This window comes from Sphingobacterium sp. UBA7625 (assembly GCF_002484085.1).
Lineage (GTDB): Bacteria > Bacteroidota > Bacteroidia > Sphingobacteriales > Sphingobacteriaceae > Sphingobacterium > Sphingobacterium athyrii.
This window is the reverse complement of sequence record NZ_DLJD01000032.1, coordinates 1-25800: the sequence shown is the minus strand read 5'-3', so window position 1 is coordinate 25800 and position 25800 is coordinate 1. Positions and strand designations below refer to the sequence as shown.

Genomic DNA, 25800 nt, shown 5'->3' with positions numbered 1-25800 from the left:
TTTTCAGGATTATTTCTTCATTTATCTATCTTATTTTTGCCCAAGGCGCAATGGAAATAGAAAAATCACTTTTCGACAATTTACAGGATTTTTTTGGTTTTGATACTTTTAAAGGAGATCAAGAGGCTATTATAACCAGTATTCTTCAAAAGAAGGATACGTTTGTTATTATGCCAACCGGGGGAGGGAAATCAATTTGTTATCAACTGCCAGCACTCATGAGTGAGGGAACCGCAATTGTAATTTCCCCGTTGATTGCTTTAATGAAAAACCAAGTTGATCAGCTTCGTGCATTCGGCGGCGAAGACAGTATCGCTCATTTTTTGAACTCCTCACTGAACAAGAGTGAAATCACCCGGGTAAAGGAGGATGTGCTTGCGGGCAAGACCAAGTTACTGTATGTAGCTCCGGAGTCACTTGCAAAGCAAGATAATGTCGAGTTTTTGCATCAGATAACCGTGTCTTTTGTGGCCGTGGACGAAGCGCATTGTATCTCCGAATGGGGACATGACTTTAGACCGGAATATCGTAAAATACGTCAGGTTATTAATGAGATAGGGGCGAATATTCCTATTATTGCCTTGACAGCAACAGCTACTCCAAAAGTGCAATCCGATATTCGCAAAAACTTACAGATGAATGATGCAGTATTGTTCAAATCATCATTCAATCGAAGCAATTTATACTATGAGGTACGTCCCAAAAAAGATGTCGTCAAAGAAATTGTACGGTTTATCAAGACAAAATCCGGTAAGACGGGTATCGTCTATTGCCTGAGCAGAAAAAAGGTGGAGGAAATAAGTGAGGTATTGAACCTGAATGGGATCAAGGCACTGCCGTATCACGCCGGACTTGATGCGAAGACCAGAGCTGATACACAAGATAAATTTCTGATGGAAGATGTAGAAGTGATTGTCGCTACAATTGCTTTTGGAATGGGGATTGACAAGCCGGATGTCCGCTATGTTATTCACCACGATATTCCGAAATCCATGGAAGGCTATTACCAGGAAACTGGCCGGGCAGGCCGGGATGGAGGAGATGGCTACTGTTTGGCTTTCTACTCAGAGAAAGATGTGGAGAAGCTGACGAAATTCATGAAAGATAAACCTGTGGCCGAACGTGAGATCGGTACACAGATACTTAAAGAAGTTATTGATTATTCCGAATCAGCGGTCTGCCGCCGTAAACAGATTCTTCATTATTTCGGTGAAAATTTTGACGAACAGGGCTGTAGCAACATGTGCGACAATTGTCGTTCGGAAAAAGAATATTTTGAAGCCGAAGAGTCCTTAAAAGACATATTAGGCTTTATTAAGGAGCAGGGCGAGAAATTTGATGATCATCATGTCATTAATGTAATGATCGGACAGAACAATCAACCTGTATCTTCCTATAAGCATGACGAACACCGCTTGTTCGGTTCAGGAAAAGACAAAGGCGTCATTTATTGGAAATCTTTGGTAAGACAGGCTGTACTGGATAATTTCATTGAGAAAGATATTGATCATTATGGCTTACTGAAACTGACCGACATTGGCCGACGTTATCTGGACAATCCATATCAGTTAAAGTTTGTTTTAAACCGTCCTATTGAGGGCGGAGAGAGTACAAGTGGAGAAGATGCCGGTCATGGTACCGGAGCGCTTGATACCACTTTACTGGGTATGCTCAAAGATCTGCGTAAAAAGATTGCCAAGAGTAAATCCCTGCCACCTTTTGTTATCTTTCAAGATCCTTCTTTGGAAGAAATGTGTACACATTATCCCGTCAATATTGACGAATTAAAACAGATTCAAGGTGTAGGAAATGGTAAAGCGATTAAATTTGGCGCTTCCTTTATTGCGCTGATTAAAGACTATGTGGAGGAAAATGAAATCGACCGTCCTGTAGACCTGGTTATCAAAAGTACAGCAAATAAATCTGCACTGAAAGTGGCGATTATCCAAAATATTGACCGCAAGATCGCTCTGGATGATATTGCTGCGGCAAAAGGGATTACCTACGAGGAAATATTAAAGGAAATCGAAACGATAGTTAATGCCGGTACGAAGATAAATATCAATTATTTTATAGATGAGATTATCGATGAGGATCGTCAGGATGAAGTATACGATTACTTTAAAACAGCTGAAACTGATTCGATCAACGATGCGCTTAAAGAATTGGGAGGAGACGATTATACGTTTGAAGATCTCCAATTGATGCGTATCAAATTCTTATCTGAATTGGGTAATTAAAATTTTATATAATTTATATGATCAACAAATACATTCCTGAAATAAAGAATGGAACTTCGCAGAATTTCTTTTTAATGGCAGGACCATGTGCGATTGAGGGTGAGGAAATCGCTTTTCGGATTGCTGAAAAAATTGTTACTATTACAGATAAACTTAATATCCCTTATATTTTCAAAGGCTCGTATCGTAAGGCCAACCGCTCGCGTTTGGATTCTTTTATGGGTATCGGTGATGAAAAAGCATTGAAAATTTTGGAGAAAGTCGGGAAGACTTTCGGTGTTCCGACCGTAACGGATATCCATGAAAGCCACGAGGCAGAAATGGCAGCAGCATATGTCGATGTCCTTCAGATCCCGGCATTTTTATGCAGACAAACGGATCTATTGGTCGCTGCGGCAAAAACCAATAAAGTCGTTAATGTAAAAAAAGGACAATTTTTAAGTGCCGGATCCATGAAGTTTGCTGTAGATAAGATTGTGGAGTCTGGCAATGAGAAAGTTTTTTTGACAGACCGTGGGAATACCTTTGGCTACCAGGATCTGATTGTTGACTACAGGGGGATTCCTGAAATGCGTTCCTTTAATGTACCCACAGTAATGGATTGTACACATTCACTTCAACAACCGAATCAGACATCCGGAGTAACTGGCGGAAAGCCAGCATTGATCGAAACCATTGCCAAAGCAGCGATTGCTGTGGGTGCTGACGGCCTATTTATTGAGACCCATCCTGATCCTGCAAATGCAAAATCTGATGGCGCAAACATGTTGCACCTTGACCTACTCGAAGGACTGATGGAAAAATTAGTACGTGTTAGACAAGCTATTTTATAGTATAATAATAAATCGCAATAGAAAGGAGCCAATAGGCTCCTTTTTTAATCAATCAAACTTAGATCTAAATTACCGCATGTTTTCAAAAGTTTCTTTCATGGCATTCATGCTGTTCTCGCTTTCGGCTGTCAAAGGACAGCAAAATTATACCTGGTTTTCCCCGCTTGAAGATAAACACGTCGAAGGCCGGCTTGACAACCAAACGCTGACCGCTTTTAGCCGACTTCCAGATGAACTGGAGAAGCAGGTCCGTAAACCCGTATGGGAGCTGGGGCAAAATGCTGCCGGAGTCTACATTGATTTTCAGACATCGGCGTCAGAAATAACAGTGCAATATCAAGTTGCTGGTGGATTAAATATGCCCCACATGCCTACTACAGGTGTGAGTGGTCTGGATCTCTACGCATACGATAGAACCAATAAAGACTGGAAATGGGCCTATGGTAATTATCATTTTTCGGATACCATTTCTTACACCTGGAAAAATATTGGTAACAATGATAACTTTAATTATCGTTTATACCTTCCTTTATATAATACAGTTAAATGGCTGAAGATTGGTATTCCGGGGCATGCGAAATTGACCTATACACATACAGCTACGTTAAAACCCATTGTGGTCTACGGGACCTCTATCGGTCAGGGGGCATGTACCAGTCGCCCGGGACTTGCCTGGACAAGTCAGGTAGGGCGTGCTTTCGATAACGAAGTGGTGAATTTATGCTTTTCGGGGAACGGCCGTCTTGAACAGCCTATCCTAAATGTCATGAATCAAGTGGACGCAGCATGTTATGTTTTGGACTGTATCCCCAATCTCGCGATTACAAAATCACTGACAGAAAAACAGCTGGACTCCTTATTGGTCAACGCAGTTACCTACCTGAGAAAAAAGCATCCAACAACGCCTATCATCTTAACACAGCACAGTTCGGGAAATATTCATACGGTTTTTAATGAAGATAAAAATAAAGAATACCAACAGAGCAGCCGTGTACTAAAAGCAACATTTGAAAAATTACAGTCTCAGGGTGTTCGCCAGCTTTTTATGCTATCCAGTGGCGAATTGGGGCTGGACTTAAATTCTACGGTAGATTATGCCCATCCGAATGATCAGGGGATGGAACGTATCGCGAATGCTTATATTAAGCTGCTGAAGAAAGTGCTAAAATAAAACATTTTTGCTTTCACAAGTATAAAAGCGATGAAAATCCATTGAAGTATTTTTCCTGGGCAATCATCCGGACTTGGCGAGCTCATGGATACCGGAATAATAAATACGGATCAATAAAAAAGATACATGCAGAAAAAAAGGAAGTTTTAACTTCCTTTTTTTATTTCTTTTTCAATTTCATCGTCATCTTTGCTTTTTCACCCCCGCCATAATTGAAAGTTTTTGCATTGCTTTCCTTCTTTGGATGAAATGCTCCACCACGGGAACTATCTTCCTGTTCTTCCTTAGTTGCTTTTTTCTTTTTATCATTTGCGGGATTGTAGATCTGAAGATCTTCTGGCAGGTCCAATACGTCCATTCTCTTGCCGACGGCCTGTTCTATTTTTCTGACCATAGGAAGTTCCAGATCGGTCGAAAATGTCAATACCACGCTATCCTCATTCTGTTCATTTTTGACTAAATGGTTTAAAAATTCCTCCTTTTCATTCGGTAATTCAAATTGAAAAATAAAAGGGATATTGGCGAGATCAACCGCATTGGTATTTTCGCGGGCAATGATCAATACGCGGGCTTGTTCGTCTTCTATAAAATCTGCTGTTGTATCGTACCCAAAATCATCATAAAACAATGGATTTAAAATTGCGATCTCCGTTTTGTTCTGTTGAAACAAGCTCGTTGCCAACTTTTGTGCCGTAAGCTTTGAATTTACGAAAACAATCACCTTCTGAAAAACTTCTTTATCCTGCAAAAGATAATTTAACAAATTTATCTTGGTGGTGAAATTGGGAAGCTGATACAATAAAAGATCCAAGGTGTCAATGGCTTCGCTTTCCAGTTCATCGACTTCCACCAATGCATAATCCTCATTTAGATGCGTATCTATCATGTCATATAGTTTCTGATGCGCAACGGTACTGAAGACCAGATGTTGTACTTTACCACAGCTTTCGGCCAATTCCCTTACAGGATTTTGCATTCCCTGTTTGATGATTTCTTCTGCATCATCGATAATTAATGTTTGGATACGGTTCAGATTGAGGGCTAATTTGAGATAGATTGCCCGCGCACGGTTAGGTGTTGCTACGACAATATCCTTTCCGGCAACTAATTCTTCTATTTCCTCTTCCATACTTCCGCCAGCCCGTAAGCCGATGATGCGAAGATCTCTATTTTTGCTGAGTTGATAGAATTTTTCAACGATCTCGTCGATGCGCTCTTCATTGGGAGCAAGGATTAAAAACTTAGGTGCTTCATCATTTGTGAACTTTAATTTCATCAAGGTCGATAATACATAAGTTGTAGTCTTGCCAGCACCTTCAGGAGCAATCGCAATCACATCTTGTCCGCCAAGAATTCTGGAAATACACCTACTCTGAATTTCCTTTGGAGCCAAATAACCGAGCTCGGTCATTGTTGCAGTCAATCTTTTGCTTAGTTTTAGTTTCTCTAACGACACGTATCCTATAGTTTATGTAAGTTGCAAAAATACACATTTACTTTTGAGATCAGCTAATGTGTGTCCATTTTTGAGAATACATTAATAATAACACTGGCGAAAATCAGTAACATTCCGATCACTACAACTGTATCTGGAATATGTTTGAATAAAATCATACCAATCAATGTGATGACGACAATACCAATGCCCGACCAGATTGCATGGGAGGCACCTACTGGTAAAAGTGGTGGCAAAAATTTCAGCTGCGATAGCGAAGAGTAAGTATAGGGCATTGTAATTGCGAAATTGTGGCTATTGAAATGGCGCAAATGACGCGGATCTATGTGGTTTTGGCAGATTTTGGCAGCAATTATAATTGTTTATAAAAGTAAATTTATCTAAGTTTGACCAATCCACTAATGGGAATTAATAGACTTTATGGGGTGTATTCATGTTTTTTTTAAAACCTTTATTATATGCTTAGTTTTCCTATTCTCTTGCTGTCAGCTGTACGCACAGGAGCAGTTGCAGGAGCTACAGAAATCATATTATAATCTTCCCTTAGGAAGTAAAGAGCGTTTTCTGCTGACCGGAAAATATGCACAGGCGCTATATTTTGCGAATGAGAAAGCATTGGCAAGTCAGTTGCTCAACGATAATATTCAACTGGCCAAAAATTATCCGGATAAACAGTACTACGCTTATTTAAATTGCATTGCAGCAATGAATAGCTACAACGATCATCTCTTTGAGAAATCACGTTTTTATCTGGAGCATGCAAAGTCCGTGCTGCCCATTATCAATGACAACAGTACCAAGGGGTATGTTTATTATTGTGATGGCTGGATTATGACAAGACAGAGCAAAGAGGATCAGGCGGTTTCACAGTTTCACAAAGCAATTACCTTTTTGGAAAAGGCACCACAAACAGATGCCAACATAGCGCGGAAATTGGCTATTTATAAGGAGTTAACAGCTATTTACGCCAATCAGCGGAATTATGATTTTCAGGAGAAGTACACAAACCTTTTGCTGGAGACAGCCAAAGCCGGCCGAAATATAAATAGTTTGTTCGATGCCTATATGCAGGCAGGTTATCTGTTTGAGGAAGAATATCGGTCAGATCGAACGGACCCAAACATATTGAAGAAAGCTGAGGAACATTATCTCGAAGCTTATCGAATAGCTAAGAATAACCAGAAGAATCTTATTAACCCAACGGATATGGCCTATGTTTCCGTTAATTTAGCGAATCTATATCACGAATTCTATCCCGAAAATTCGGCTAAAAAAGCCACTTCATTTGCTCAACAAGCCTTGCAAATTGCGCAGGAGACCGGACAATATTCGCTTACTGTACCAGCTTATGGCATATTGGCTGATGAAGCATTCAAAAATGGACGTCGGGATCAGGGAAAAAAGTATTTACAGCAGGCGCTATATAACTTACAGCGGGAACCAAATTACGATTACCAGGTAGGGCTCAGTCTCTACAGTAGACTTGCTGAAGTGAGCGTCGAAGAAGGTAGATATGAGGAAGCATTTCAGTATCAAAAGAGTTATATCAAAGTGTTCGAGGAGGCTTTCAATTCAGATAAGCTGGATAAAACCAAACAACTTGAAATTAAATATGAACGGGAACTGCAGAACCAAAAATTAATGCGGTTGCGATTGGAAGGGGAGAAAAAAGAACAACAGATCAAGTTGATGAAAGCCCTTAATGACCGACAAAATCAATTGGTCGAGAATTTAAAGCTAAACGAACTAAATCGGACGCAACAGTTGAAAGTACTTCAGCTGGAACGAGACAAAAAGGAAAAAGACCTGCAATTAAGCCGCCTGGAAAATGGACAGCGATTGCAGGAACTTGATGTCTCCAAACAGGAAATTGCTTTTAAATCGCGTATGAACTCGATCTATATCTGGTTATTTATTAGTTGTTTAATTGCTGTTATCTTACTTTTTTATGCCTATTGGCAGCGTTCCAACACGTTGAGGCAAAAGGAGCACCTACATGGCCTTGAAATCGAGAAGAATAACCAGCAACATGCTATCAAAAATCTGACCGCCATGCTGGCCGGAGAAGAGAAAGAGCGGACACGTTTAGCTCGGGATTTACATGATGGTTTGGGGGGATTATTGTCGAGTACAAAACTTGGGTTGTCCTCGCTCAGCGATAAGGGAGCCAATCAGCCCGCAGTGAAGGAGGGCATTACGCGGAGTATTGAACTATTGGATGATGCCGTCGATGAGCTTCGTAAACTCGCACATAACCTGATGCCGGATCTGATTGTGAAATACGGTTTACAGGAAGCCCTAAGGGATTATGCCGCACGGATGAGTCAGCCGAATTGTCAGGTAGAGTGCGAATTTCTTCAGTTTGAATCCAATTTAAGTGTAGAGCACCAGATCTCGTTGTACAGAATCATTCAGGAACTTGTGAACAATGCATTGAAGCATGCCGAAGCAAGCAATATCATCATACAACTTTCTGTACACAATGAGCGTTTACATATAACGATAGAAGATGATGGCAAGGGATTTGATACCGAAAAGATAGATTTGCAACATTCCGCAGGAATGCACAACATACAGTCAAGGCTTTCTTTTCTACATGGTGATATGAAGATTATGTCCGCGCCAGGTGAGGGAACTACGATAGAAATTGAAATGCCGCTTGTTTAATTATAGTGTAAAATGATAAAGATAGCGATTACAGATGATCATCCTCTTTTGTTGGAGGGACTAAAAAATATTATTAATACCCATGAAGATTTTGAGGTGGTGGGTATGTATGCAAGTGCTCTGGACTTATCCAAAAACATTGCATCGGATGCGCCGCTTGTATTGTTACTGGATATCAACCTTCCAGATGCAAATGGAATTGATCTGGTAAAGGGATTGAAAGAGAACTATAAAGAACTAAAAATTATAGCTTTTAGTGTTCATAACGAACTGGCTGTAATCAACAGTATATTAAATGAGGGGGCGGATGCTTATCTTCAAAAAAATGCAACCGGCACGGAAATCATTGCCGCTATATCCGATGTTTTGGTCGGTAAGCGCTACATCTGTGCGAAAACCCAGGTTATACTCAATAAGAAGACGGAAGCTGGACTAAAGCAAGTTCCCAAACTTACCCGTCGCGAAAAAGAGATACTGACCTTTGTGGCTAAAGGAATGACAACCAATCAGATTGCTGAATCCTTATTTATCAGTTCACACACCGTGGAAAGCCATCGTAAAAATTTAATGGAAAAATTTCAGACAAAAAGTGTGACCGCGGCGGTGAAATCTGCCATAGAATACGGTTTGATACGAGAAGCTTAAAGGAAATCCTCGAATTACCTGAATTCAGGGATGAGAATAGCCTCTTGCATTTGATACTTTTGATGCGATAGATAAGTAGTAGAAAGTATCAAATGTATGGTTATATCAAATTGTTTGTCGAGTTATTGGGGAAGAAGACTGCTTCGTTATGGTTTTGGCGTAGTATTGTGCTTGGGAGCTGGTTTCGGTACCGTTTATGCGCAGGGATCTGTGAGCAAAATACCCGATGGCTCGAATACAGTAGTGGCTATTAATTTAGCCAAGGTCGTTGAATCCGCTGAGGCTGCCACATTGAATAAATTGTTGGATCGTATTGGTTTTTTCAAATACTTTGAAAAGAAAGACCTTGATCTGCAAAATGATTTTCAGCAGACTGGCGTCGACGCAAAAGGTGTCGCTGTATATTACAGAAATAATAGGGATAGTTTGCTGTATGGCGAGCTGATTCTCCCGATCGCTGATATCGATCACTTTGAAAGATTGCTGAAGATGGAAGGGACTTCGCTTCCGGTCTTGCACGGTTATAGCCGACTTAGAACGGCGGATGGTCAATTGCTCGCTTGGAATGCAAAGGAACTTAGAGTGCTGAAGGGAGAGGTTGGACCAACTTATTTTGCCAACGATTCTATCGCAGGGGTATATGGTATTGAAAATATAGATTATGCCGCAGCTGCGGTATCTGCTGCTACTGCGGCAGATGAGGCTGCTGCTAATTGTGCTGATTCTGTATTAACGGATTCGGCCACAATGGAGTGGGACGCATTTGACTTTGATACATTGCAAACTGAGCTACAGCAAGAGGAAGGAGAACCGTTGGAGATTTATGACAACCCTATCAACTATGATTCACTTGATACGACTTTTGAGGAAGTGAATAGACGAAATGATTCCATTAAAAATATATTGTTGGAAAAATGGCTGCTGCATGAACAAGAGCAATTATTGAGTGGTAAATATCCAGATATAAGTGCGCAGGAGCAGGCTCGATTAGTAAAAAATATCGATCTTGTGCGTGTGTGGCTACCAAAAATTGACGGCTTTTATAACGAGCTTCATTCTGTCCGCTCGATTGTGGACGCTTATTATAATACCAGTAATTTTTCTTTGGAAAGAGGATATAGGGACATGTTTTTTGATCTGGCCCAGCAACGCAATAAAATTATGCTGAAAACCAGCGTGACTTTGGGAAAAGACTTGATAAGCCTAACCAAAAAATTGTACGCCAGGAAGCCCAATCCGAAGTTCGCTAAGTATCTAACAGCGGAAACATTCGCATATTTTAATGTCAATGTGAACACCGAAGCTTACCTGAAGGAAATACCAGTATTTTTTACAAAAAACCTGAAAAAATATTTTGGAAAAGAAAATGAGGTACTTGAGCTTATGGCCCTTGGACTTGAAATTGCACTGGATGAAAAGGCTATCGCCAAAATTATGCCCGGCGATAATTTGGTTGTCGTCAATGGAATCACTAATTTAAAGATCGACTATGTTGATTACGATTATGACGATAATTACGATGTAAAGGAGGTTCATAAAACCAAGGAGGAGCGAGTACCGTCTTTTATCTGGATGTTTACATCTGAAGATCAAAGGATTTTTAAAAAGGCATTGGATGTCGCGGTATCAAAGGCCGATGCAAGCTTTGCTGGAGGTATCTACAAAATCAAACAAGGCAATGGCAAAGAATTTCCTTTATACCTGATGTTCCATGAAGATCTGGTGATGATCAGCAATGATAGCCTGCAGCTAAATAAAATTTTGCACAAAGATAGCTATTCGACCAAATCCAATGCATCTTTTGTTAAGCTTATGAAAGGAAGTAAATTTTCTGCGGCGTTCCAAACAAAGAAAATACCAGGGTTAACAAAAGATTTGAATCTCGTATTGGGCAATAGTTGGCGCGCTACATTAGATGAATTGAATAATTATGGTAATTTTACGTTGAGTTCGAAAGGAATTGTTGGTGATAGATTGGAAACAGATTTGCAACTAGAGTTACCGACAAAGGCAAACAATGCGCTACAGTTTGTGATCAACCAATTGCTAGATGGAATTGTGCCGGATGAAAAATACAACCTGGATGAACCAATTGATGTAACTGACAATGATTAAAAAAGGAATAATTTGGACTTTAGGAATTATCGTAGGATTAGCGATAATAGGCTGGGGCATCTATATCGTTCGACAGCAGCAGTCGTATAAATCTGTCGTTCATAAAAAGAGTAAGGCATTATTAACCATCTCATTGGATGATATTTTGCTCAACCAACTCTTTGATAATTGGCAGACGGCACCGAAAGGAGGACAGGACTTCGCTAAAAAATTGACTAAGCTAAAGGATAATGGAATCGATATCAAGGCCAATGTATTTCTTTTTTCTCTTGAAGATAGCGCGAAGAACTTTTATGCATTTTTGGATCTGATAAATGAAAAGCAATTTCTGACCTTTTTAAAAGAAGGCCTTTCTGTGGATTCCATTGAAAATAATGCTGCTCCGGGAGTAAATTATGCATATCAGGAGGCGAATAAAATAGCATTTGTCTGGAAAGGTGACGCTCTACTGGTAGGACTGGGCTTTCATCTTGACAAAAAGAAGCAAGAAATGCTCCGCTTAATCCAATCAGACTCTGATCGTATCTCCATTGAAAGTTTCATTAACCATCCAAGTGAATTAACACGTAAATCGTTGCGTTATAGCGATATTTCAACAAAAAATTTCATTGAATTTGACCTGAAAGGCAGCCGCATTGAGATTATGGGGGAGCTTCAGTCAAATACATGGAATTTTCCGCAAGAATATCTTGTCCGTGAGCTGGTCGATGCGGATTATATTGGCAAAGGCTGGGTCAATTTTCCGGACAAACGTTTGAAAACCCTGATAAAGGATATTCTTGTTGATCTACCGTTAGCCGCGGACTCGATTATGGCGCATGCAAATGGGGATTATGTTGACATTGAAGTGTTGAATAATCAAGTTGTACAAACGGATACCATTATTAATTATGCCGTCAACGACAATTTTGAAACCGTGGAGGAGAAAACCCCTTATGAAAGTAAAGTGCCTAATGTTAGGTTGAGCGTAAGAGGTGATGCAGGATTACCAAAATTTTTGCCCAATAAGTTATTTTACCAATGGTTTCAGAAAAGAGATGATCAGGTCAGTATCTTATCTACTGCCCCAACGATAGATAAATTACAGTCAAAATACGCGAAGACCAATAGTCTTTCGCACTTGGCGATTCATCTTGCAGACTGGCCGAATGGCCTCAAAGTGCCTCCCGTTTTAATGCTAAAGGCCATTGCATCGGATATGGATCTGAGTTTGAAAGTTGTCCGGTCCAATCAGCTTATTCTTCAGGGGACCATTCGGGATTATTCGTATGAATAACAAGGGAATTCGCGAGTTACCCGGCAGCGTTTCTTCGTAAATCCAAAACATTCTTTGCCAGTAGGTGGTTTATTCATATTAAAAAAGACCATCAATATGGATATAAGGACTAAAAGTCGAAGTAAAATAAAGACCTACTGGCGAATTTTGAAGAGTTCAGTTGCCGGGTTTCTGAATGAAGATTCCATGAAATATAGTGCCTCCTTATCTTACTATACCGTTTTTTCCATTGGCCCGATACTCGTGTTGATCATTTCCCTAGCGGGCATATTTTACGGCGAAGATGCCATTGAAGGCAAGGTATTTATGGAGTTACGGGGATTAGTCGGTAACAGTGCCGCCAAACAGATTCAGGAAGTTATTCAAAATCTCGAACTATCGGGCAAATCCAATATGGCCCTGCTGATCAGTAGTATCACCCTGATCTTAGGGGCAACAAGTGTATTTGGGGATATCCAAAATTCGATCAATAAAATCTGGCATGTGCGGGCCAAGCCAAAGAAAGGCTGGTTGAAGTTAATTCAGGATCGTTTGTTATCTTCTTCCTTAGTCATCGGCCTAGGGTTTTTACTGGTGGTTACCCTGATCATCAATGGTATAATTTTGGCATTGACTGGACAGTTACAGCGCTATTTTCCTGACATGACCGTCATGTTGGTTGACGGAATCAATTTTGCATTATCGTTTGGTATTATATTCGTACTTTTTAGCATTATCTTTAAGGTTCTTCCCGACGTCAATATTCAGTGGCGTAATGTACGTGCAGGAGCCCTATTTACCTCCATCTTATTTGTGCTGGGCCGTTACCTGATTGGAATATATCTGGAACATTCGGCAACTCAGGATACCTATGGTGCTGCAGGTTCCTTTGTCCTGATTTTACTATGGGTGTATTATACGGCTGCTATATTATATTTTGGAGCGATCTACACCAGAGAGTATGCAACAGTGATGGGTATTCCGATTGAGCCGGCTCAATTTGCGGTACATGTCGAAACTCAGGAGATCGAACGCTCGGGCGGAGAGATTCCTCCAGCCCCGCTTACGCAGGAGGAGAAACAGGTCGTATCTGATCAGAAATCTGATTCCGGAGCTAGGACGCCATGAGCTAGGCGGAGGTTGTCGGGGAGGGGAGCAGCTGCTAAATTCCTATTGAGGCACCGTTTCTTCGGTGTCTATGATATTTTGCTCACGATACAATTTTCTGCCAATAATACCTTTGTCACCCAAGGCCCGTCCCTTAATAAGCCATGAAGTGCCAAATAGAAACAGTGAAAGTGCTTCAAAGACCAATGTGGCATACTCAAAAAGCTTAAATGGGATTAAGGCAATACAAAAGATTATACCATAGCCGCAAAATCTGTAGATGTTATTTTCATTGACCATGCTGATTGGAATTGCTGTATTGAGCGCCTGGCCAATCGTAAATACGTGAATAGAGAGGAAGGCAAAAGTGAGAAAAAGCACTGCAGCAAATCCATAATGCAGTTCCTTTAAGCCAAAAGAGATCAATGTACATTGTGTACAGCTGGTGCCGATCGGATCCGTCGGTATAAACGCAACTCCAATAGCCATGAATCCCGCAAGGTTTGTGAGGTAGTTATCGTTCTTCCAGAAGACTTTGTTGCCATTACCCTTATAACAAATTAAAAATAGACCTACAGCACATAATGTTCCGGTAAAAATTTCCCGCAGGTTCGAGAAGTAATAGTGACTTATGGAAGGTTGGATACCGGTACCGAAAAACTTGAATAGCGAAAGTAATACTAAGATAATGGGTAAAAAAATGCCCAAATAACCGATCGCCCTGCGTAATCTTCGATAGGCAAAAAGATTTTGGTGCTGAATTTTATTAAAATGCATAGATAATGGTAACTGAATAGGTTAAAAATCTCCTTTTTGTAAGTTAGCAACCAACAATGATAAGACAGGCTAAGCGCCAGCAGAGGTTTACATTTTTATTGTTTTCTGACCTCGTTATACAACCTGTCAACATCTTTCTTTTGAAAGAGCGCAGTTCCTTCAGCCATTGTGGTGGCCGAACCGCATGCGATTCCCATACGGAGTATTTCTTCAGTTGTGCCCTGGTTGACCAAGACGGATACCATGCCAGCAACCATACTATCCCCGGCACCGACAGTACTCCGTATTTTTACAAGTGGTGGTACCATCTGAATTTTTTCTGTCGCGGTGTACAATACAGCCCCTTGAGCGCCCAAAGAGACGACAACAATGTTGGCTTGACCTTGCATAATGATCTGTTGAGCAGCGTGATCTAAATCGGCGTTTTCCAGTTCCTCTTTTCCAACAAGGGCCGCCAACTCACCGGCATTGGGTTTCAATAAAAATACTCCTTCTTTAAGTGCTACTTTCAGTGCATCGCCTGAAGTATCCACGATTACCTTACTTCCTTTCGCTTTATATTTATTGATAAGAAGTCCAATAAAGTCAGCAGGAACATCGCCGGGGAGACTACCGCTAATGACGACAAAATCCGGTGCTGGGCTTATTTGGTCGATAAGAGCCAGAATCTCATCCTGTTCATTTTTTGAAAACGCCTCACCTGGAAATCCAAATCGGTATTGTTGATTAGTGGTCTTGTCTACTACGATAAAATTTTCCCTTGTTTCACTGCCTAAATGCACGGGTAGGATATCGAGATCTTCCTTTTTCAATAAATTCTCGAGCATACTGCCCGTTTTTCCGCCAGATGTGAAAAGTGCATCTGAAGGTATGTCAAGTCGCTTGAGCGCCCGACTTACATTAATGCCGCCACCGCCAGCTTCATACTTTGGGCGATCGCAGCGCAATTTCTTTTCGGGAACAATATTTTGAACGCTGGTACTCTTGTCGACCGAGGGGTTTAATGTTATGGTTAAAACAGTTTTTTTCATCCGATTGCTTTTATTTAAATTTAGGATTTTCCTAGCATATTGTTGCTAGGAACAAGCGATAATAATGCAATGATGCTGCCCACGTTAAATTTCTATAAACAGCCATTGTCGAGAAACATGTCCACCAACAGTAAGTCTACAGATTTGGGCCGAATAATATCAGTAAACAGCGAAAGAGGCAAGATGTCGATCACTTTCCCATTGGAGCGATTTTTTTGGCTAATCTTTTGAATTCCGTAATACTATTGGGTTTTCATCTAGAAAACGATAATCAGTTCTTTATCGCACATAAGTCTCAATATTTACTGAGGTACCATGTTCGGGCGTACTATCTATCGACAATTTCCCTTTGAGAAAATTAACCCGATTCTGGATATTCTTCAAGCCAATTCCCGACGCATTTGCAAGTTTTGTCGGGTCGAATCCTTTACCATCGTCATCTACCGTGATTAAAATGCTGTCCTTTTCTTGAATAAGTTGGATAAGAATATTTTTAGCCTCACCATGCCTGATCGCATTCGTTAATAATTCCTGCACAATACGGTAAATATGAACGGTATTATTTGGACAAAGTTCAGCGAATAAACTATTGGACTGAAACTCTATCTGCACTTCTGAGCTTATTCTATCCGCGCATAAGTCATGCACTGCTGTTGCAAGTCCGTTTTTTAGAAGATTTTCGGGCATCATCCCCCTTGCGGTTCTTCTGAGCTCACCAATAGCGATGCCTAATTGCTCATTTGCATGCTGTACCTTAATTGCTTTATCTCCGCTTGGATCGGAAAGTTTTAGTTTTATACCACTCAAGGTTCCGCCAATGCCATCATGTAAGTCCCGGGCGAGCCGCATGCGCTCACGGTCTTCACCTTCCAGGAGAGCCTGTGCTATCTCTAATTCCTTATCTTTTTCAATTTCTTCCAGCCGTTTTTTATTATTTTTTTTATTTGTTCTTAACACATAGAAAAGAAAAAACAGGATGACTAAAAGTGCGGACGCGCCGATGCCCAAAACTAAATTAAGCAAAACCTGATTTTTGTTTTTCAGTGTGGCCTCCCGTTTCTCATTTTCCAATAAAGCTATTCGCTTCTCTTTTTCTGCTGTTTGATAGTCAATTTCCAGATCCTGAATCTCAACTTCCATATTTTCAAATTTCGTGCTATCTGAGATATCCGAATATTTTTTCTGAAAATCATAGGCTGTCCTATAATCACCGGACATGCTAGCCAGAAGAGCAACATCCTGCGCATGTTTTGCTGCGACCGATTTCCGATCGTCTTCTTTTGCCATCTCATATAATGTGAGTGCAGCTCGTTGCGCTTTTTTGTACTCTCCGGCGAAATAGGCAAGCTCATATTGGGAATTGTAAAAATCATAATAATTGGTTCTGCTCTTCAGCTTATCGAGCGCTTTTCCCGCCTGTGTAATGGCTTCCTTTGCTTTATTTAGGTCCTTCTTTTTTACATAATACCAAGTCAGATAGGAATAATACCGGCCTGAGTATAATGTGGTTGGGCCCACATGCTCCAAATAGGATTTCACCTGATCCAAGTGATTTTTCATCAATGAAAGATTGTTCTGGCCATAGGCAATCAAACTGGCTATGAGATAAGTACCAATTTTATGTTCTTCATCAAAATTATTTTTATTCAGAAAATCGATTCCCTTTTTAATATAAAATGTCGCTTTCTCAAAGTCTTCCAGTTCATTAAAGGTGGCAGCGATATTTTCTAAAGTTACATGATAAAGCCTATTATCTTTTATTTTTTCAAATATGGGGAGGTTGTCAATTAATAACTTAGCTGACTTTTTGAGGTGCCCGGTAACCTGATAGTTGGCTGCTAAGTTATTTTTCGCATAGGCGACAACCCGCATTTCCTCATTGGATTTTGCATTTTTTAAGATCTGGATAACCTGATTGTTATAGTACTCCGCACTGTCCAGGTGGATCAATATCGTATGCAGATAACCCATGATCTGTCTGCCCTTTGCCTGATATAACGGAACCTTCGTTTTTTTTGACAGCGCTAGCGATCTATAGCCATATTGAAAGGCAGAACTACTATCTCCACGCATAAAATATTCTCGGGTGAGCTTATTCGAGAGTGAAAGTTTAGCGGTGTCGGATTTGGCCGCCATAAATTCAGTTCTTAAACTATCTATCGTACCAGTCTCTTGACTATATGCCAGCGGTAGCGAAAGCATCGCATAGATCAAATGGAAAAGGAGTTTCTTCATTGGGAGCTAGTAATTGCGTGCTGATCAGTGTTTTAAAATGACAAGCTCTATCCATTGACAAACATATTAAGTTTTGGCAACTATCGCAATACAGATAAACCATTAAATTTGCCCTCCCATTTTTAGGAGGGTAAAGTCCTTTTGGCATAAAACACTTTTAGAAGATATTCGGTAAAAACCTGTTAGCCTCCCAAAAAAGCGGATCAAAAGATTAGCTTTTTTGGGGGGGAACTGATGCTATAAAACTTAATATCTCCCGCACTCAATTATACTTGAAATTTCAGTTTCAGTTTCAATTAACCTGTTAAATTTGAGCCCAGCTCTTTCGATAATTGTCTTAAATTCACTCAGCGTCCGTTCTTGTCCAGTGGTCATCGCTAGAATATTGATATCCAAAAGTTTTCCTGCATGAGGACGATTTCTAGAATCATCTGGAATGACGGAATCTATGATTAATAATTTTGCATCAGGCTGCATGGCTTTTTGTATATTTTTTAAGATAATAATAGCTTCGTCGTCATTCCAGTCATGGATGACCCATTTTGTCATGTATAAATCTGCTCCAGATGGAACCTCATCAAAAAAGCTCCCCCCTATGGTCGTACATCTGTTCTTTAGTTGCTCCGGGATCAGTTTTTTCGTTTGATCAATCACATACTGCTCATCGAAAATAATTCCTGTACTTGTGGGTGATGCGTCCAACACGGCAAACATAAGGGCTCCGTTCCCGCCCCCGATATCAACCATTTTTTTGTATGGATTAAAATCGTAGGCATCAATAATAGTTTTAAGGACAGCACCTGACATTCCGGCCATTGCTTTTGCAAGATTGGCGCCACGTGCCGGATTATCTTTATAATATTCCCAGACAGGTTTTCCATGCGCATGTTCGAATGGCACCTTTCCTGTTTGCACACCATATGTTAATGCGCCGAAAGCAGGATAATGTTCTCCCATATTTGCTAATGCCCAAGGTTTTACCGAACCGGGAACATCACTAAGTAAAGTTGCTCCAAAATCATTCAGTTCAAAGGTACAGTCTTCCTTCTCTGTAAAAATTCCGACACTAGTAACGGCTCTTAATAGGCGACTTAACGATTTTGCATCTGACTGTGTTTCTGCAGCGAGTTCAGCTAGTGTTTTGGGACCCTTTAGTAGTATATCCGCTATACTTAGTTGTGCTACGACATGTATACAACATGCCACCCAGTATCCGCTGATCAATTCATACATTTTAAAGGTCAGTTGTGGTTGTTCAAGTAATCTTTCCATAAAAAAATAATATAATTAAATTCAATAATGTGTGAATTTAATTATTTTTTATTATAATTTTATGTTACAACAAAAATAAATGCCATAATAAATCAAAGTAAACAAAATGTTAACACAAAAATCGTCAGTTTTATCTTTATTTGAAACTTCAGCAAGTTTCAATCCCCAAAAGACGGCTCTTATTTTCGAAGGAAACAAAATTTCGTTCTCAGAGCTGGAAGTGCGATCGAACCAAATTGCAAACTATTTGAAGCTTCGGCGGATATCCACAAATGTCCCCATCTGCTTTTGTCTTAATCAATCCATTGAGAAGGTGATCGTTATGCTTTCGATCTGGAAATCGGGTGGCGCTTATGTTTCGCTCGATCCGTTATATCCTGAAACAAGACTTACGCATATTTTAGAAGAAACAAATAGTCCGATACTTTTTACAACAAAAGAATTTTCGGAAAAATTTAAATTTTATACAGGAGAAATTATTTTTATTGACCAACAGCAGGATGAATTCGAAAAAATAGAGCCGGAAAAAATCGATCGTTCTACTGAAAAAGGGATCGCCTACCTAGCTTATACATCCGGAAGTACGGGGCAACCAAAAGCTGTCATGGCAGAACATATCGGCCTGGAAAATTTTATTAGATCATTCGGCGATTTTCTAAAGGCCGGGGAAGAAGATGTTGCCCTCAATATTTCCTCTTCAAATTTTGATGGGATTGTTTTGGATTTATGGGTTCCCCTCTCATTGGGAATTACAGTATATCTTTATCCCGATAACAGAATTGTTGGTGAACCACTTTTAGAATTCATCTGCAAGAATAAAATAACTATCCTACCTTATTTGCCAGTTTCCATATTGGCAACTCTGCCGCAAGATAGACCTATAGGAAACCTAAGAAAAATCTGTACGGGCGGCGAAGCTCCGATTTCAAACGTCATAGCATATTGGAAACAGAAAGTTGAACTAATTAACATTTATGGCCCTACAGAGACGACTGTTGTTGTCTGCGGATTTAAATTTGATGATGAACATCCTATAAATACCATCGGAAAACCTCTTCCTAATGTTGATTTTTATATTTTAAATGAACAGATGGAAACCGTTCAACACAATGAAATTGGAGAGCTATACATTGGTGGCATACAGGTTTCCAGGGGATACTATAATCAACCAAAGCTGACATCGGAAAGATTTTTACATTATGTTACCCCAAAGGGAGAACCTGTAAAGATTTATAAAACAGGAGATCTCGTTCGCGCATCAGCGGACGGTACGATTGAATTTATTGGAAGGGCTGACCAGCAGGTCAAAATAAGGGGCTTTAGAGTCGAACCTACTGAGATTGAAGAAAATATCCGGCAATCTGGGCTTTCAGAAAACAGTGTAGTGATTGTTAGAGAGGAACTAGGGGAGAAGCAGTTGGTGTGTTATTATAAAAATTTCCCGAACAAGAATACGTTGGCTCACGATCTAAGAGACTATCTCTTCGAAAGGTTGCCTTCTTACATGATTCCATCCAAATTTTTGGAAGTAGATGCATTTCCACTCACCGCAAATGGAAAAATTGATAAATCTCTTTTAAAAGAACTGAAACTGACTGAAGAAAAGAGAAATTCCTTCGTTGCTCCCATCAGCGAATTTCAGCGGCAGATCGCATCAGTCTGGAGCGAAATTTTAAAAACGAAATCCGTTGGCATCCATGACAATTTTTTCCACTTCGGTGGCAACTCCATTTTTGCATACAGATTGACAACACAAGTTCGTCAAAAATATGGTCTCCACCTTGATGCCGCGGACCTTTTTTTACATCCAACCATTTACGGGCTTGAAGAATACATTAGCAAGAAAAAAAATAATAAAAATGAGCCCATCCTGTACAACAGTACGTTTGATAGGTTATCCGTTCAACAGCAGGGTCTCCATTTCTTGGACAAGTTGCACGGAAGCGTTGCGTATCATGTAGGAGCAGTCTATGCTTTAGATGAAAAGGTCTCGTTCCAGGTTTTAGAAAAAGCCTTTAGACAATTGATCAGAAAACATAGCATTTTAAGAACGGTTATAAACGAGAAAGATTCAACGAGCCTGCTGTCTCTAATGACCGAGAAGAATTGGCTGCTTGAGAAGTTACATCATCCTGATGATGTAAAAAAGATTGTTAGAATACCCTTCGATTTAGAAAGAGATTACATGATTCGTGCCTCTGTAATTTATAAAGATAATAGGCCTGTATCATTATTTTTGATGATTCACCATATCGTTACCGACGGCTGGTCAATGCCTCTTATTGTTGACGAGCTAAATGACCTCTATCAGAAAATTATCGATGATCAAGATTTTGAAGCGATAACAAATTATGAATATAGAAATTACGTACATTGGCAATCCAGACAAAATTTTGCAGAGGGAATCGAATTTTGGAAAAATTACCTAGATGGAGTTCCCGTTCTTCAGCTTGCGCATGATTTTAAAAAGCGATCAGTTGATACAGATGAGGGAAAGCAATACCACTTTGAGCTGGGCGAAAATCTAATTGATAAGTTACAAAACCTGTCGCAGGACAATAATACTACCTTATACACTACGCTACTGTCCGCTTTTGGTCTCCTGATGCAATTTTACAGTGGCCAATCAGATATTTGTATCGGGAGCCCAACGGCAAACCGTTCCTATCCTTTTGACAGAGCGATAGGATATTTTGCCAACATGCTTCCCATACGCATGAAAATTGAGAATAACCCCAAATTTTCAGAACTGTTAAAACTCAATCGGACAATGATTTCCGAAATCTTCAAGCATCAGTCGGTTCCGCTGGAAACCATTGTCAATCATGTCATCAAGGACCGTTTCGCCGGGCATAATCCCTTATTCCAACATGTTTTTGTACTTCAGGCCCAACCTGAAGAAACAGAAAATATCGCACCTGTTAACCCCAAAGACTTTCAATGGGTTTTTAACGGAAAGTCTAAGTTTGATCTGCAGTTTGAAGCTATTCCAACAGAAAAAGGAATAACGGTTAATATTGACTATAATAACGCTCTATTCAAAGAAAAGACAATCGGGGAAATGGCGAGGGCATTTATATTTATCCTCGAATCAATCGCCATAGATCCAAATCAGAAAATTGGAGAAATCAAGCTGGGATCTTTATTATCTGATTTGAAAATAAGATCAACACAGCTCACGGAAAAGCCAAAAAAATTAATAGCACTCTTTGAGGAACAAGTAAAAAAAACTCCGGCTAAAAATGCGCTTATTATTTCTGGCCAAGCTATTTCTTATCATGATCTCGACCAAAAGTCGAGTCATGTTGCCAATCAACTTATTGCTTTCGGTATTCGACCGAATGACTTTGTCGCATGTTTCCAGGAACAGTCTATCGAAAGAATCATTTCTTTGTTAGCCATCATCAAAGCCGGCGGAGCATATGTCCCATTGGATACGAGCTATCCCCTAGAAAGGCTCGGATTAATTCTCGCGGATGTAAAACCAAAGGCGATCATTGCCTCAGAAAACCATTCGAAAAGTATTACTGAATTACAATACGATGTTTTCAGTATTGAGCAGCTGTTAGCTACCTCTTTCGAATTGATAAATCGAAGCTATTGCAATACCCATAATGACGAGGATCTCGTCTATGTAATACACACATCCGGAACCACTGGTATTCCTAAAGGAGTCATGATAGCACATCAGTCCTTAGGAAATTTTATTACAGAATATGGCAACCTTCTGGCGCTCGAAAAAGAAGATAGCACATTGCAGTTTTCAGCATATAATTTCGACGGCTCTATGATTGATCTTTGGATCCCCTTAACAAAGGGGGCAACGGTCTATTTATATCCAAATAATAAACTTCTTGGTACACATCTTGCCGAGTTTATTTCGCTGCATTCGATTACTGCGCTCCCTTTCATTTCACCATCTGTACTCTCTACCATACCACAGGACTTCAAGCTGCCGTTATTAAAGACCATTGGTACCGGTGCGGAGACCTGTCCACCGAATGTCAGTCAATATTGGAAACAGCAGGTGAAATTATTCAATATGTATGGGCCAACGGAGGCTACCGTAGCTGTAAATCAGTTTAGGTTTGATGATATTCATCCACAGAATACCATCGGTCGACCGATCAAAAATATGCATTTCTATGTCTTAGATCAATATTTAAGGCCTGTTCCCGCAAACGTTGTCGGTGAGCTCTACATTTCTGGAATTCAATTATCACGCGGATACCTGAATAATCCTGAACTGACCGCCGAGAAATTTATCCGAAACTCAATTGTTGAAGAAAAGTCCGGCTTTTACATGAAAATGTATAAAACCGGGGATTTAGTTAAATTATTGGAAGACGGGATGATCGAATTTGTAGGTAGATCTGATCATCAGGTTAAGATCAGAGNNATAGAGAAAGTAATCTGTCAGACGAAAGGGGTAATAAACGCGGCCGTCCATGTTCATCAGTCTTCAGAAGATGTGAAATTGTTACGTGCTTTTGTGACAGGGCAGGCTCAAGCTTCAGATCTTAGAAATGAATTAAGCAAAAAACTTCCGGCCTATATGATACCAAATGAGATTTACCACATTGAAGACTTACCCTTGAAAACAAATGGTAAAATTGACTGGCAGGTGCTTTCTTCAATAGCCGAAGATAGGATTAAAGAAACAAAAGATCTGGATGAAGATAGCCTAAATCAGTATGAGAAAACAATAAAAAAAATCTGGAACGAGGTTCTTGAATCCAAAATAACAAGTCTGGAGGATGACTTTTTCCATCTTGGGGGCCATTCGCTCTTACTTACCAAACTTTATAATAAACTGTATGCAGAATATCCAAATAAGCTCACGTTAGGTGAACTCTATTTAAACAGTACGATCAGAAAGCTAGCGGATTTAATAGAAGAAAGGGATGCAAATCCACACATTCACGAATACGGCTTGGGAGAAGATCCGTTGAGCGGAGAGATAAAAAAAGATGCGACAATACCTTCTGATTTTTTTATGTTTAACACCGTAGAGAAAGGAGATTTTGAAAACCCTGGTGCTATTCTGCTGACCGGTGTAACGGGTTTTGTTGGAATCAATATTTTAGTTGAGCTGCTCAAGTCAACCACGGCCGACATATATTTATTAATTCGTGCTGAAGATAAAAAACAGGCCAAAATTCGTCTGTTAAAAACCATGACTGACCAGCATATTTCACTAGATAGTTACAACGAAGCGCGCATCAATTATTTATGCGGAGATCTCGCAAAACCGTTTTTAGGACTGGATGCCGACAGTTATGACCACTTAACCAAAATCATTGATGTAGTATACCACGCTGGTAGTTCCGTGAATTTTATACAACCATATTCTTATATGCGGGCAGCAAATGTTGACGCATTACATAAATTGATCAGATTTGTGACAACCCACAAATTAAAACAGTTGTCCTTGCTATCGACCGTAGGCGCTTTTAGCTGGGAACATTATTTTACCAAACCAGCTCTTCTGAAGGAAGATACCGACATAAAAAGTGCTTTTAAATATCTGAGCCGCGACATGGGGTATATCCAGAGTAAATGGGTCATGGAGCAAGTTGCACAAGAAGCGATCAAACAAGGTGTTCCCATCGTCATTTTCCGGCTTGGCTATGTTTTTTGCCATAGTAAGACAGGTGCAACAGCGAGTTATCAATGGTGGTCCCTCTTGATCAAAACATGTATTCAGTTAAAAAAATATCCAACGCTGGTTAATCAGAAGGAAGAGCTGATTATGGTTGATTTTGTGAGTAAGGCAATTGCACATATTTCCAAAAATCCAGCATCAATAGGCGAGGTTTTTCATTTAAGTCCGGAACCGAAAGACAACATGACAGTAACGGAATTTTTTGAAATGCTTAGGCATGAATTTAAATTTGACTTACAGCCAGTTCCTTATCAGGATTGGTTGGCACTCTGGGAAGCTGATGAAAACAGTCCGCTATATCCGCTCCTCAATTTATTTAAATTCAAAGCTTATGACAACAAGTCGCTTATCGAGATTCACCAGAATACGCCTGATTTTGATATAAGCAACACCAAGCGCTTTATAAAAAATAGCGATATAGAGATCACCAAAGTTAATCGCAACAGCGTAGAGGCATTTTGTAAATATCTAGGTGTGCTATAAAATGAGCGTAAAAATATTTTACACCCAATTCAACGCAGAAAATAAGACAGCCATTCTAACACAGTGGCTGTCATTTCTACCCATTAAATTTCGAGATATTATTTCACGGTATAAGTTGGAAGAAGATAAAACAAGAAAATTATTGGGTAGATTATTGTTAATCGAAGGCATGCGAGATTTCGGAATACCAAATATATCTCTTGACGAAGTGAAATATAACTCTTTTGGAAAGCCTTATCTGTATGACCATATCGACTTTAATATAAGTCACTCAGGTAATTATATTTTCTGCGCTATAGCAGAAGGATTGAAAGTTGGTATTGACATTGAAGAGTTGAAGCCAATCAATTTCTCAGAAATGCATCAAATCATGAATGCAACGGAATGGCTATATATTAGGGCTGCAATTGACCCATTGCGAGAATTTTATCGGATGTGGACATTAAAAGAAGCAGCTTTAAAAGCCGAAGGGACAGGGTTCCTAACTGATCCGGACAAAGTTTGCGTAAAAAAAGATATTGTTCACATTGGAAATAACAACTGGTTTTGTCATGAACTATTTTTTGATACGGATTATTCAGGCCACCTAGTGACTTCAGAAACGCAACATGATTATAAAATGATTAAACTTGACTTTATATGATCTATTCAGTCGTTTACGTTGGCAAAAGAATCCTAATTCCCTTAAACAAGAAAAGCCAATCTTGCGATTAGCTTTTCCTNNTTGGCTCAGCCCCACAGTTCCCATGCACATCCCTGAGCCTCCGACGGATCGAACCCGGCCGGCCCTTCTTTCGAATCCTAATCTGCTTAAACAAGAAAAGCCAATCTTGCGATTAGCTTTTCCT

At 39.9% G+C, this 25800-nt stretch carries 16 protein-coding genes; 10 read left to right on the top strand and 6 right to left on the bottom strand.

Translation table 11 applies throughout. From position 1 onward, the window contains the following. The first annotated feature begins 50 nt into the window (after positions 1-50). The 3 genes from recQ (at position 51) to B4G94_RS15355 (ending at position 4244) form a co-directional block, all read left to right on the top strand. Entirely contained in the window at positions 51-2240 is a 2190-nt protein-coding gene (gene recQ, locus B4G94_RS15365; RefSeq protein ID WP_108631948.1) for a DNA helicase RecQ, read from the top strand. Between the two features lie 17 nt (positions 2241-2257). After that, complete coding sequence (gene kdsA / locus B4G94_RS15360) at positions 2258-3073, top strand: 3-deoxy-8-phosphooctulonate synthase (protein ID WP_286859918.1); 816 nt, start codon at positions 2258-2260, stop codon at positions 3071-3073. Between the two features lie 97 nt (positions 3074-3170). Next, complete coding sequence (locus B4G94_RS15355; RefSeq protein WP_286859917.1) at positions 3171-4244, top strand: SGNH/GDSL hydrolase family protein; 1074 nt, start codon at positions 3171-3173, stop codon at positions 4242-4244. A 160-nt stretch (positions 4245-4404) separates the two neighbouring features. On the opposite strand, the gene B4G94_RS15350 is transcribed toward B4G94_RS15355, so the two are convergent. Then, complete coding sequence (locus B4G94_RS15350) at positions 4405-5700, bottom strand: DEAD/DEAH box helicase (RefSeq protein WP_286859916.1); 1296 nt, start codon at positions 5698-5700, stop codon at positions 4405-4407. Positions 5701-5753: 53 nt separating this feature from the next. Beyond that, positions 5754-5975, bottom strand: coding sequence for a DMT family transporter (locus B4G94_RS15345; RefSeq protein ID WP_286859914.1), 222 nt, complete (start codon positions 5973-5975; stop codon positions 5754-5756). A gap of 145 nt (positions 5976-6120) precedes the next feature. Between B4G94_RS15345 and B4G94_RS15340 the strand changes: the two genes are divergently transcribed. The 5 genes from B4G94_RS15340 to B4G94_RS15320 all read left to right on the top strand — a co-directional run bounded on the left by B4G94_RS15340 (position 6121) and on the right by B4G94_RS15320 (position 13510). Continuing rightward, entirely contained in the window at positions 6121-8367 is a 2247-nt protein-coding gene (locus tag B4G94_RS15340; protein WP_286859912.1) for a tetratricopeptide repeat-containing sensor histidine kinase, read from the top strand. A gap of 12 nt (positions 8368-8379) precedes the next feature. Then, positions 8380-9012 (top strand): response regulator, encoded by a 633-nt coding sequence (locus tag B4G94_RS15335; RefSeq protein WP_108631943.1) that lies wholly within the window; start codon positions 8380-8382, stop codon positions 9010-9012. A gap of 96 nt (positions 9013-9108) precedes the next feature. Continuing rightward, complete coding sequence (locus B4G94_RS15330; RefSeq protein WP_286859910.1) at positions 9109-11127, top strand: hypothetical protein; 2019 nt, start codon at positions 9109-9111, stop codon at positions 11125-11127. Beyond that, a complete protein-coding gene (locus B4G94_RS15325) occupies positions 11120-12403 on the top strand; it encodes a hypothetical protein (protein WP_286859909.1) in 1284 nt (427 codons plus the stop codon). Before B4G94_RS15330 ends, B4G94_RS15325 begins: the two co-directional genes overlap by 8 nt. Before the next feature lie 96 nt (positions 12404-12499). Continuing rightward, positions 12500-13510, top strand: coding sequence for a YihY/virulence factor BrkB family protein (locus B4G94_RS15320; RefSeq protein ID WP_165306612.1), 1011 nt, complete (start codon positions 12500-12502; stop codon positions 13508-13510). A 42-nt stretch (positions 13511-13552) separates the two neighbouring features. On the opposite strand, the gene B4G94_RS15315 is transcribed toward B4G94_RS15320, so the two are convergent. The 4 genes from B4G94_RS15315 to B4G94_RS15300 form a co-directional block, all read right to left on the bottom strand. Further along, complete coding sequence (locus tag B4G94_RS15315) at positions 13553-14266, bottom strand: hypothetical protein (protein WP_108631939.1); 714 nt, start codon at positions 14264-14266, stop codon at positions 13553-13555. Between the two features lie 95 nt (positions 14267-14361). Then, on the bottom strand, positions 14362-15297 hold the full coding sequence (locus tag B4G94_RS15310; RefSeq protein WP_108631938.1) for a 1-phosphofructokinase family hexose kinase: 936 nt from the start codon (positions 15295-15297) through the stop codon (positions 14362-14364). 279 nt (positions 15298-15576) lie between these two features. Continuing rightward, positions 15577-17532 (bottom strand): sensor histidine kinase, encoded by a 1956-nt coding sequence (locus B4G94_RS15305; protein ID WP_286859906.1) that lies wholly within the window; start codon positions 17530-17532, stop codon positions 15577-15579. Between the two features lie 246 nt (positions 17533-17778). Beyond that, positions 17779-18804 carry a methyltransferase gene (locus B4G94_RS15300; protein ID WP_286859904.1) on the bottom strand — a complete coding sequence of 342 codons (1026 nt, stop codon included), beginning with the start codon at positions 18802-18804 and terminating at the stop codon, positions 17779-17781. Positions 18805-18910: 106 nt separating this feature from the next. Here B4G94_RS15300 and B4G94_RS15295 point away from each other — a divergent pair, with 106 nt between their 5' ends. Together B4G94_RS15295 and B4G94_RS15290 are read left to right on the top strand one after the other, a co-directional pair. Beyond that, positions 18911-24952: a non-ribosomal peptide synthetase gene (locus B4G94_RS15295; RefSeq protein ID WP_286859902.1), complete on the top strand. Its 6042-nt coding sequence runs from the start codon at positions 18911-18913 to the stop codon at positions 24950-24952. Position 24953: 1 nt separating this feature from the next. Continuing rightward, a complete protein-coding gene (locus B4G94_RS15290; protein ID WP_286859900.1) occupies positions 24954-25595 on the top strand; it encodes a 4'-phosphopantetheinyl transferase family protein in 642 nt (213 codons plus the stop codon). The last annotated feature ends 205 nt before the right edge of the window (positions 25596-25800 follow it).

Excerpts from the sequence above, each read along its gene's own strand:
- recQ (WP_108631948.1), top strand. The coding sequence starts at position 51 with ATGGAAATAGAAAAATCACTTTTCGACAATTTACAGGATTTTTTTGGT.
- kdsA (WP_286859918.1), top strand. The coding sequence starts at position 2,258 with ATGATCAACAAATACATTCCTGAAATAAAGAATGGAACTTCGCAGAAT.
- B4G94_RS15355 (WP_286859917.1), top strand. The coding sequence starts at position 3,171 with ATGGCATTCATGCTGTTCTCGCTTTCGGCTGTCAAAGGACAGCAAAAT.
- B4G94_RS15345 (WP_286859914.1), bottom strand. The coding sequence starts at position 5,975 with ATGCCCTATACTTACTCTTCGCTATCGCAGCTGAAATTTTTGCCACCA.
- B4G94_RS15340 (WP_286859912.1), top strand. The coding sequence starts at position 6,121 with ATGGGGTGTATTCATGTTTTTTTTAAAACCTTTATTATATGCTTAGTT.
- B4G94_RS15335 (WP_108631943.1), top strand. The coding sequence starts at position 8,380 with ATGATAAAGATAGCGATTACAGATGATCATCCTCTTTTGTTGGAGGGA.
- B4G94_RS15330 (WP_286859910.1), top strand. The coding sequence starts at position 9,109 with ATGGTTATATCAAATTGTTTGTCGAGTTATTGGGGAAGAAGACTGCTT.
- B4G94_RS15325 (WP_286859909.1), top strand. The coding sequence starts at position 11,120 with ATGATTAAAAAAGGAATAATTTGGACTTTAGGAATTATCGTAGGATTA.
- B4G94_RS15320 (WP_165306612.1), top strand. The coding sequence starts at position 12,500 with ATGGATATAAGGACTAAAAGTCGAAGTAAAATAAAGACCTACTGGCGA.
- B4G94_RS15315 (WP_108631939.1), bottom strand. The coding sequence starts at position 14,266 with ATGCATTTTAATAAAATTCAGCACCAAAATCTTTTTGCCTATCGAAGA.
- B4G94_RS15310 (WP_108631938.1), bottom strand. The coding sequence starts at position 15,297 with ATGAAAAAAACTGTTTTAACCATAACATTAAACCCCTCGGTCGACAAG.
- B4G94_RS15305 (WP_286859906.1), bottom strand. The coding sequence starts at position 17,532 with ATGAAGAAACTCCTTTTCCATTTGATCTATGCGATGCTTTCGCTACCG.
- B4G94_RS15300 (WP_286859904.1), bottom strand. The coding sequence starts at position 18,804 with ATGGAAAGATTACTTGAACAACCACAACTGACCTTTAAAATGTATGAA.
- B4G94_RS15290 (WP_286859900.1), top strand. The coding sequence starts at position 24,954 with ATGAGCGTAAAAATATTTTACACCCAATTCAACGCAGAAAATAAGACA.